The sequence below is a fragment of the Pseudomonas sp. BF-RE-21 genome (assembly GCF_019947305.1).
In the GTDB taxonomy this organism is placed as follows: Bacteria; Pseudomonadota; Gammaproteobacteria; order Pseudomonadales; family Pseudomonadaceae; genus Aquipseudomonas; species Aquipseudomonas migulae.
This window is the reverse complement of sequence record NZ_JAGYGF010000051.1, coordinates 37,560-47,193: the sequence shown is the minus strand read 5'-3', so window position 1 is coordinate 47,193 and position 9,634 is coordinate 37,560. Positions and strand designations below refer to the sequence as shown.

Annotated in this window: 10 protein-coding genes; 1 reads left to right on the top strand and 9 read right to left on the bottom strand. The window is 59.3% G+C overall.

Annotated elements, in window-relative coordinates; genetic code table 11:
- Nucleotides 1–316: 316 nt before the first annotated feature.
- The 4 genes from thrC to xerD all read right to left on the bottom strand — a co-directional run bounded on the left by thrC (nucleotide 317) and on the right by xerD (nucleotide 5,133).
- Nucleotides 317–1,726, bottom strand: coding sequence for a threonine synthase (thrC, locus tag KGB25_RS24610; RefSeq protein ID WP_008025609.1), 1,410 nt, complete (start codon nucleotides 1,724–1,726; stop codon nucleotides 317–319).
- Between the two features lie 66 nt (nucleotides 1,727–1,792).
- Nucleotides 1,793–3,097 (bottom strand): homoserine dehydrogenase, encoded by a 1,305-nt coding sequence (locus KGB25_RS24605; RefSeq protein WP_032828598.1) that lies wholly within the window; start codon nucleotides 3,095–3,097, stop codon nucleotides 1,793–1,795.
- Nucleotides 3,098–3,231: 134 nt separating this feature from the next.
- Nucleotides 3,232–3,963: a bifunctional protein-disulfide isomerase/oxidoreductase DsbC gene (gene dsbC / locus KGB25_RS24600; RefSeq protein ID WP_192228458.1), complete on the bottom strand. Its 732-nt coding sequence runs from the start codon at nucleotides 3,961–3,963 to the stop codon at nucleotides 3,232–3,234.
- Between the two features lie 273 nt (nucleotides 3,964–4,236).
- The gene (xerD, locus tag KGB25_RS24595; RefSeq protein WP_008025604.1) at nucleotides 4,237–5,133 is read right to left on the bottom strand and encodes a site-specific tyrosine recombinase XerD; all 897 of its coding nucleotides are present in this window, start codon (nucleotides 5,131–5,133) and stop codon (nucleotides 4,237–4,239) included.
- Between the two features lie 107 nt (nucleotides 5,134–5,240).
- Here xerD and KGB25_RS24590 point away from each other — a divergent pair, with 107 nt between their 5' ends.
- Entirely contained in the window at nucleotides 5,241–7,049 is a 1,809-nt protein-coding gene (locus tag KGB25_RS24590; protein WP_223437081.1) for a cation:proton antiporter, read from the top strand.
- Between the two features lie 95 nt (nucleotides 7,050–7,144).
- On the opposite strand, the gene KGB25_RS24585 is transcribed toward KGB25_RS24590, so the two are convergent.
- The 5 genes from KGB25_RS24585 to rpsP all read right to left on the bottom strand — a co-directional run bounded on the left by KGB25_RS24585 (nucleotide 7,145) and on the right by rpsP (nucleotide 9,594).
- On the bottom strand, nucleotides 7,145–7,558 hold the full coding sequence (locus KGB25_RS24585; RefSeq protein ID WP_008025600.1) for an acyl-CoA thioesterase: 414 nt from the start codon (nucleotides 7,556–7,558) through the stop codon (nucleotides 7,145–7,147).
- 91 nt (nucleotides 7,559–7,649) lie between these two features.
- On the bottom strand, nucleotides 7,650–8,000 hold the full coding sequence (gene rplS, locus KGB25_RS24580) for a 50S ribosomal protein L19 (RefSeq protein ID WP_003175895.1): 351 nt from the start codon (nucleotides 7,998–8,000) through the stop codon (nucleotides 7,650–7,652).
- A 45-nt stretch (nucleotides 8,001–8,045) separates the two neighbouring features.
- Nucleotides 8,046–8,798, bottom strand: coding sequence for a tRNA (guanosine(37)-N1)-methyltransferase TrmD (trmD, locus tag KGB25_RS24575; RefSeq protein ID WP_007897583.1), 753 nt, complete (start codon nucleotides 8,796–8,798; stop codon nucleotides 8,046–8,048).
- 2 nt (nucleotides 8,799–8,800) lie between these two features.
- Entirely contained in the window at nucleotides 8,801–9,337 is a 537-nt protein-coding gene (gene rimM, locus KGB25_RS24570) for a ribosome maturation factor RimM (RefSeq protein ID WP_008025598.1), read from the bottom strand.
- 5 nt (nucleotides 9,338–9,342) lie between these two features.
- Nucleotides 9,343–9,594, bottom strand: a complete 252-nt coding sequence (rpsP, locus tag KGB25_RS24565; protein ID WP_007944872.1) for a 30S ribosomal protein S16 — start codon at nucleotides 9,592–9,594, stop codon at nucleotides 9,343–9,345.
- Nucleotides 9,595–9,634 lie beyond the last annotated feature (40 nt).

Below are 9,634 nucleotides of genomic sequence, written 5' to 3'. Positions count from 1 at the left end.
GAGCCAGGTCGGCTTTCAGGCCGCCTCGGCGGCTGTGGCGGTAGTCGCCCCCTCGAGAGGCCGAGTGGAGGTTCTGCGCAGTGGGCACCGCGGCAGGGATGCCGCGGTAGCCGCCCCCGGCCATGGATGGCCGATGGCGGCGGGCCCACGGAGCAGGACCGGAGCGAGGGCATGCCGAGCATTAGCGAGGCACCGAACGAAAGGGGCAAGAGCCCTTTGGTTACTTTGGGGCTTTTCCAAAGTGACTCGCCGTAAGGGCGAAACCAATAGCCGCCATTACCGCAGCAACGGATATGCCCCCAATCAATCCAACCGATTACAACGGCTTCCCACGATTCCCATGCTGACTGACAAAAGCCTGTACAGCCTTAAGGTCATTCGGCAACACCGTGCAACGCTCATCCCGCTCAAACAGATCGGCCAGGTGCACCGGCAACTCCAGCGCTTTACCCACGCCCGCCTTCTCAACCGCATCCGGGAATTTGACCGGGTGCGCAGTGCCAAGGATCACCATCGGAATATCCAGACTACGACGGCATTCACGCGCAGCCTTTACACCGATAGCCGTGTGCGGATCCAGCAACTCACCCGTCTGCTCGTAAACCTCAGCAATCGTTTCGCAAGTTTGCGCATCATCCACAGCCAGCGAATCGAACAGCTTGCGCGCTTCGGTCCAACGCTCCTGCTCAACGCTGAAGCCGCCGCCCTGCTTGAACGAATCCATCAACCCGGCAATCGCCGCGCCGTTGCGACCGTGCAGGTCGAACAGCAGACGCTCGAAGTTCGACGACACCATGATGTCCATCGACGGCGACAACGTGGCGTGCAGGGTTTCCTTGACGTACTGATTGCCGCTCATGAAGCGGTGCAGGATGTCGTTGCGGTTGGTGGCGACGATCAACTGATTGATCGGCAGGCCCATGTTGCGCGCCAGGTAACCGGCGAAGATGTCGCCGAAGTTGCCGGTCGGCACCGAGAACGACACCGAACGCGCCGGGCCGCCCAGCTGCAGGGCTGCGTGGAAGTAGTAGACGATCTGGGCCATGATCCGCGCCCAGTTGATCGAGTTCACCGCCACCAGACGCGTGCCCTTGAGGAAGCTTTGGTCGGCGAAGCTCGCCTTGACCATTTCCTGGCAGTCATCGAAGTTGCCTTCGATGGCGATGTTGTGGATGTTCTCGCCGAAGATGGTAGTCATCTGCCGACGCTGCACTTCAGACACGCGGTTGTGCGGGTGCAGGATGAAGATGTCGACGTTTTCGCAGTGCTTGCAGCCTTCGATGGCGGCCGAACCGGTATCGCCAGAAGTAGCGCCGACGATCACCACGCGCTCACCGCGTTTTTCCAGCACGTAATCAAGCAGGCGACCGAGCAGTTGCAGGGCGAAGTCCTTGAACGCCAGGGTCGGGCCGTGGAACAGCTCCAGCACCCACTCATTGCCGTTCAGTTGACGCAACGGTGCCACGGCGTTGTGCGAGAACACGCCATAGGTTTCTTCAAGAATCTTTTTGAAATCGGCATCAGGAATGCTGCCGGTGACGAACGGGCGCATCACCCGGAAGGCCAGCTCGTGATACGGCAGGCCGGCCCAGGAAGCGATTTCTTCCTGGGTGAAACGTGGCAGGTTTTCCGGGACGTACAGACCGCCGTCAGTGGCCAGACCGGCCAGCAGGACGTCTTCGAAATTCAGGGCCGGTGCCTGGCCGCGGGTGCTGATATAACGCATGACTGACTCCAATGGACAGTGTTCGCAAACCCGGGCCCGCACGCAGGCCCGGTGAACGATAACGGCTTAGTTCAGGTGCTCGACGCGGATCCGTACGACCGGACCGACCACGCCCGTGAGGGCTTCGAGGGCGGCAATCGCGTCGTTCATGTGCTGTTCCAGCACACGGTGGGTCAGCAGGATCATCGGCACCAGGCCGTCATGCTCTTCGACTTCTTTCTGCATGATCGATTCGATGTTGATGCCGCGCTCCGACAGGATGCTCGCAACCTGAGCCAGCACGCCCGGATGGTCCTTGGCCTGAATGCGCAGGTAGTAGGCGCTTTCGCAGGCTTCGATCGGCAGGATCGGATGCGCCGACAGCGAATCTGGCTGGAAGGCCAGGTGCGGCACGCGGTTTTCCGGATCGGAAGTCATGGCGCGAACCACGTCCACCAGGTCGGCGATCACCGACGAAGCGGTCGGCTCCATGCCGGCACCGGCACCGTAGAACAGGGTCGAACCGGCTGCGTCACCGTTGACCATCACTGCGTTCATCACGCCGTTGACGTTGGCGATCAGGCGATCGGCCGGGATCAGCGTCGGGTGCACGCGCAACTCGATGCCAGCCGCCGTGCTGCGAGCGACGCCCAGGTGCTTGATGCGATAGCCCAGCGCTTCGGCGTAGTTCACGTCAGCCGTGGTCAGCTTGGTGATGCCTTCGGTGTAGGCCTTGTCGAATTGCAGCGGAATGCCGAACGCGATGGAGGCCAGGATCGTCAGCTTGTGGGCCGCGTCGATGCCTTCAACGTCGAAGGTCGGATCGGCTTCGGCGTAACCCAGGGCCTGCGCCTCGGCGAGTACGTCTTCGAAGGTGCGACCCTTCTCGCGCATCTCGGTGAGGATGAAGTTGCCGGTGCCGTTGATGATGCCGGCGACCCAGTTGATACGGTTGGCGGACAGGCCTTCACGGATCGCCTTGATCACCGGAATACCACCGGCCACGGCCGCTTCGAACGCAACGATCACGCCCTTCTCGCGAGCCTTGGCGAAAATTTCATTACCGTGAACGGCGATAAGCGCCTTGTTCGCGGTGACCACATGCTTGCCATTCTCGATGGCCTTGAGTACCAGCTCGCGGGCAACGGTGTAGCCGCCCATCAGCTCTATAACGATGTCGATCTCAGGGTTCGTGGCCACTTCGAAGACATCGTTGGTAATCGCAATACCGGTCGTTTGGAACTGAGGCTTTGGCGTGCGAATGGCAATTTGTGCCACTTCGATTCCACGCCCGGCACGACGAGCAATTTCCTCGGCGTTGCGCTGAAGTACGTTGAAGGTACCGCCACCGACGGTCCCTAACCCACAGATGCCTACTTTGACCGGTTTCACTGTGAACTCCCCATAAAACGGCCGACTCAAGGCCGGCCGTGAAAACAGCCGCATGCTCGCGGCTCTCTATTAATGGCCCGGCAAATGTTGCCGCCGGACCATGATCGTCAAAGGCTGGCCGTGACGATGCGAATTTACTTCGCGCCCAGCGCCAGTTTGGCGACTTGTGGCGCAGGCTGGTAGCCCGGAATGACCTGACCGTCGGCCAAAACGATGGCCGGTGTGCCGTTCACGCCAATCGACTGACCGAGGGCGAACTGTTTGGAAACCGGGTTATCGCACTTGGCGGCCTTGATTTCCTTGCCGTCGACCATTTTGTCCATGGCCGCTTTCTTGTCTTTCGAGCACCAGACCGCTTGCAGCTGTTCGTCACCCGGCGAGCCCAGGCCCTGGCGTGGGAACGCGACGTAGCGCACTTCGATGCCGCGCTTGTTCAGCTCAGGCACTTCGGCATGCAGTTTGTGGCAGTACGGGCAGGTGGTGTCGGTAAACACGGTGATGTGCGATTTGGTTTCGCCGATGGCCGGGTAGACCACGGTTTCCGCAACAGGAATGGCGTTGACCAGCTTGGAAATGCCCAGGCGTTCGGCTTTTTCGGTCAGGTTGACCGGCTTGCCGTCCTTGAGCTGAAACATGTAGCCCTGAACCACGTATTGGCCGTCGGCACTGGCATACAGCACGCGGCTGCCCTGCAGTTTGACTTCATACAGGCCCGGCAGCGGACTGGCGGAAATGCTTTCTACCGGCACTTCGAGCTGGAGGGTTTCCAGGCTCTTACGAATGGCTTTGTCAGCCGCGTCATCGGCGACGGCAAGGGTGCTGACCAACGCAATGGCTGCGGCGGCGAAAATCTGGGTCAGACGCATGAGAACTCCTGAAGGCGGACAAATGGGACGACCAGAACGCCCGTGCCGAAACACCGGGTCATAACCGCCCATCGTACAAACCGACAAAGCCTACCACATAAGGGCTGTGTGGCCGAATGTGGGGTGACAAGACAACACCGCGATCCCTGTAGGAGCGAAGCTTGCTCGCGAAGAACGTCAACGATAACGCGTGCTGTCTGTATGAACGTGTTGTCCGGACCTCCTTCGCGAGCAAGCTTCGCTCCTACAGGGATCGCGCAGCAGGGAATGTGATCATCCGCGCGGGTGGTGTTTGGCGTGCAGGTCCTGCAAGCGTGCGCGGGCGACGTGGGTGTAGATCTGAGTGGTCGACAGATCGCTATGGCCGAGCAGCATCTGCACCACTCGCAAATCCGCGCCATGGTTGAGCAGGTGCGTGGCGAACGCGTGACGCAGCGTGTGCGGCGACAGCGATTTGCCGATCCCGGCGACCTTGGCCTGATGCTTGATCCGGTGCCAGAAGGTCTGGCGCGTCATCTGCTCGCCGCGCTGACTGGGGAACAGCACATCACTGGGACGCCCGCCGAGCAGCTCGCCACGGGCGTCGCGCATGTAACGCTCGACCCAGACAATCGCCTCCTCGCCCATCGGCACCAGCCGCTCCTTGCTGCCCTTGCCCATCACCCGCAGCACGCCCTGGCGCAGGTTGACCTGCTCCAGCGTCAGGCTGATCAGTTCCGTCACCCGCAAACCGCAGGCGTACAGCACTTCGAGCATGGCGCGGTCACGCTGGCCAATCGCTTCACTCAAATCCGGCGCTTTCAGCAGTGCTTCCACATCGGCTTCCGACAAGGATTTTGGCAACGGCCTACCGAGTTGAGGCATATCAACGCGTAACGTCGGATCGACCGCGATCAACTTTTCCCGCAACAGATAGCGATAAAAGCCACGCACACCCGAGAGAAATCGCGCAGTGGAACGGGGTTTGTAGTTCTGTTCCAGGCGCCAGGCCAGGTGATCGAGGATCAACTCGCGACCGGCGTTGATCAACTCCAGCCCCTTCTCCTGCAGCCAGCCATTGAACAAGGCCAGGTCACTGCGATAGGCATCGCGAGTGTTGTCGGAAAGGCCTTTCTCCAGCCATAACGCGTCGAGGAATTGGTCTATCAGTGGATGATCGATGGCAGGCATGGGCACTCGAAACATGCAGTCTTGAGACTGCGCGCGAAAAAAAGGTGAACAGTAAAAACCACCGCTAGTCTTTCATAGCCCGCTACTTCAAGGAACAGGAAGACTCAATGAACGAGCAACAGATTCTGTTGGCTTTTGGCGGTATTGGTGCGGCGGCTCTGGGGTGTCAGTGGCTGGCGTGGCGACTGAAATTGCCGGCGATCCTGTTTCTGTTGCTGAGCGGCATTCTGGTCGGCCCGATCCTGGGCTGGCTCGACCCACAGGAAATGTTCGGCCCATTGCTAATGCCACTGGTGTCGCTGGCGGTGGCGCTGATTCTGTTTGAAGGCAGCCTGACGCTGCACCTCTCGGAGTGGCGCGAAATCGGCAGCGTCGTACGCCGGCTGGTGACGATTGGCGCGATCTCGACCTGGGTGGTCATTGCTGTTGCCACGCATTGCCTGCTGGATTTCGACTGGTTGCTCGCGATACTTTTCGGCAGCCTGACGTTGGTCACCGGGCCCACGGTCATCGTACCGATGCTGCGCGTGGTACGCCCCAAAGCCTCGATTGCCAACATCCTGCGCTGGGAAGGCATCGTCATCGACCCGATCGGCGCCCTCCTCGCCGTGGTGGTCTACAGCTTCATCATCGCCCGTACGTCAGATGACGGCTTGAGCCAAAGCCTGCTGACCTTCGGCGGAGTGATTCTGTGCGGCACCGCATTCGGGATTGCCGGCGGCTGGGTGCTCGGCACGATCATTCGGCGCCAATGGTTGCCGGAATACCTGCACAACCTGGCGGCGTTGGCGGCGGTGCTGGGGATTTTCATTACCGCCAATCAAGTCATGCACGAATCCGGTTTGCTGGCCGTGACCTTGATGGGGATCTGGCTGGCCAACATGAAGGACGTGGATGTGCGGGACATCCTGCACTTCAAGGAAAACCTCAGCGTGCTGCTGATCTCCGGGCTGTTCATTTTGCTCGCGGCGCGACTCGATTTGAACGCCTTGATCGGCCTCGGGCCGCTGGTGCTGATCCTGTTGCTGATCATTCAGTTCATTGCACGGCCATTGAACGTCATGCTTTCCACGGCAGGCTCGAGTTTGAGCTGGCGCGAGCGGGCACTGCTGTCATGGATCGCACCTCGCGGAATCGTGGCGGCGGCGGTTTCGGCGATTTTCGCCGTTCGCCTGAATGAGGCCGGACTCGAAGGCGCGTTGCTGCTGGTGCCGCTGACGTTTGCGGTGATCATCGGCACGGTGGTGTTGCAAAGTGCCACGGCCCGGCCATTGGCGCGCTTGCTGAAAGTCGCCGAACCGGCACCCAGCGGCTTTCTGATCGTCGGCGCCAACGCCCCGGCACGTACCTTGGGCAAAGCCCTGCAACAGCTGGGCTGTCGAGTGCTGCTGACGGATTCGAGCTGGGAGAATATTCGCGCGGCGCGCATGGACGGTTTGCCGACGTACTTTGGTAACCCGGCGTCGCAGCATGCCGACGCTCATCTGGATCTGGTCGGGCTTGGGCATTTGCTGACATTGTCGCCATCCGGCGAATTGAATGCGTTGGCGTCGATGCGTTTTCGACACGATTTCGGCCATCAGCGACTGTTTGGTCTCGCCAGTGGTCAGGAAAGCCACCGCACTGACAAGCACCGCGCCAGCCATGAACATCGCGGGCGTTTGCTGGGCAATGAGGAACTGACCTACAACAAACTGGCTAATCTGCTGCACCAGGGGGCCGAGCTGTACAGCACAACTCTGACGGAGGGTTTTGGCTGGGAGGATTACCGGGCGCTGCATGGGGAACGCGCGACATTGCTGTTCGCTCGCGATGACAGCGGATGGGTGCATGTGGCGACGCCGGACAGTGCGCTGAAGCCTTCGGCGGGGTGGACTCTGCTGGCGTTGATTCAGCCGCAGGCCAGCGGCGCCTGATAGATCGATTCGCGGGCAAGCCACGCTCCTACAGGTATGTAAGGAACCCTTGTAGGAGCGAGGCTTGCCCGCGAAGGCCGCACCTCGGTCCCCCGTCAGGCAGCAAACCCAGGCAACACCGGCACCGGCCGCTTGTCTTCATCAATCGCCACAAAGCTGAACTGCCCATGAATCGCCTTCTCGCGACCATCACAGCTCATGCTTTCAACAAACACTTCAACCTCAACCTTGAGGCTGGTGTTGCCGACCTTGATCACCCGCCCGACCAGTTCAACGATGGAGCCGGCAGGGATTGCGTGATTGAAGTCGATGCGGTCCGTGGAAACGGTCACCAGCGGTAGCCGACAAAAGCGGGTGGCGGTGATGAATGACACTTCATCCATCCAGGCCAGCGCAGTGCCGCCGAACAGGGTGTTGTGGTGGTTGGTGGTCGACGGGAAAACAGCCTTGGTCACGCGGCTCACCGAGAGTTCGGTGCGGCGTTCGATTTCTTGCTCACGAGCGGTCATGGGTCTACAGCCTGAAACGAAATTCCGGGATAAATGGCGGGCAACAAAAAAGCAGCCCGTAGGCTGCTTTTTTCTGCATCGGAAGCTGGACTTAAGCCAGTTTTTCCTTGATGCGAGCTGCTTTACCGGACAGGTCACGCAGGTAGTACAGCTTGGCTTTACGTACGTCACCGCGACGTTTAACGGCCATGCTGTCGATTTGCGGGCTGTAGGTCTGGAAAGTACGCTCTACGCCAACACCGTTGGAGATTTTACGAACGGTGAAAGCACTGTTTACGCCGCGGTTACGCTTGGCGATAACAACACCTTCGAACGCTTGCAGACGCGAACGGTCGCCTTCCTTCACTTTCACCTGAACGACAATGGTGTCGCCCGGGGCAAAGGTAGGGATCTCTTTGGTCATCTGCTCTGCTTCGAGTGCAAGGATGATTTTGTTAGTCATGCTGTGCTCCTAAGGTAAATCAACGGACTTACCATCGATACGTTGTTAACTATCGTCCCGCTCGCGGATGTATTCCTCGAGCAGCTTCTTCTCTTCTCCAGAAAGCGAGCGGCTTTCCAGAAGATCGGCGCGTCGTTCAAAGGTCCTACCAAGGGACTGCTGTAAACGCCAACGCCGGATGTGCGCGTGATTGCCACTTAGCAATACGTCGGGAACACGCTGATCCGCATACACCTCCGGTCGGGTGTAGTGCGGGCAATCCAGCAAACCATCCGTAAAGGAATCTTCCTCGGCGGAGTCCGCATGCCCTAAAGCTCCAGGCAGCAGTCGTGTAACCGCATCGATCAGGACCATCGCCGGCAGCTCGCCGCCAGACAGTACATAGTCGCCAATCGACCACTCTTCATCGACATGAGCATCAATAAAACGCTCGTCAATGCCTTCATAGCGGCCGGCAATCAGGATCAATGCATCCAGATTCGCCAACTCGCGTACCGCCGACTGAGTCAGTTGACGGCCTTGGGGGGACAGGTAAATCACCTTCGCCGCCTCCCCGGCTGCTGCCTTGGCCTGAACCAGAGCATCTTCCAGGGGCTTGATCTTCATCACCATGCCCGGGCCACCGCCAAATGGGCGATCGTCCACAGTGTGATGTCGATCCGTCGTGTAGTCTCGCGGATTCCAACAGGTGAGCTGCAAGAGCCCCTGTTTCACCGCCCGACTGGTGATGCCGTACTCGCTGATGGCGGAGAACATCTCGGGAAACAAACTGATCACTTCTACGCGCAAGTTAGCCACGCTTAGAAGTCCGCGTCCCAATCCACCTTCATCTCGCCTGCGGCAAGGTCGACAGCCAACACGCATTGCTCCGTATAGGGCAACAGGCGTTCGCGATCATCCAGGCTGCCAGCGCAAGGCTTGACCACCATTACATCATTGGCGCCGGTTTCCAGAAGATGATCGATTTTCCCGAGCAATTGCCCAAGGTGATCAATAACCTTCAGACCTTCCAGCTGGTACCAGTAGTACTCGCCGTCGGTCAATTCAGGGAACAGGTTGCGCGGCACGCAGATCTCATAACCGGCCAGAAGACGAGCTTCTTCACGATCATCAAGACCCTTGAGCTTTGCGACCAGGAACTTGTCGCTCCCGCGTCCGCTGACCAGCTCGACCTGTTTCACATTGCCTTCGCGCTTGAGCGTCCAGGTTTTGTACTGCAACAGGTTTTCAGTCGGATCAGTAAAGGAATACACCTTCACTTCGCCGCGAACGCCATGAACAGAATAAATCTTGCCGATAACGATCAAATCATCAGCAATGGCTGGCGTCGCGTTCATATTGCTCAGGCCGCAGCCTTAGCAGCGTCCTTCAACAACTGAGCAACACGCTCAGAAGGTTGTGCACCAACGCTCAGCCAGTAGGCTACGCGCTCTTGGTTCACGGACAGACGGACTTCTTGACCACGAGCAACAGGGTTGAAGAAACCAACCTGTTCCTTGTGCGAACCGTCGCGCGGGTTGCGGCTGTCGGTTACGGTCAAGTGGTAAAACGGGCGCTTTTTGGAGCCGCCAAGGGCAAGACGGATTGTTAGCATGTGAACATCGTTCCTGTAGTCGGTGCTGCAAATCTAAAGG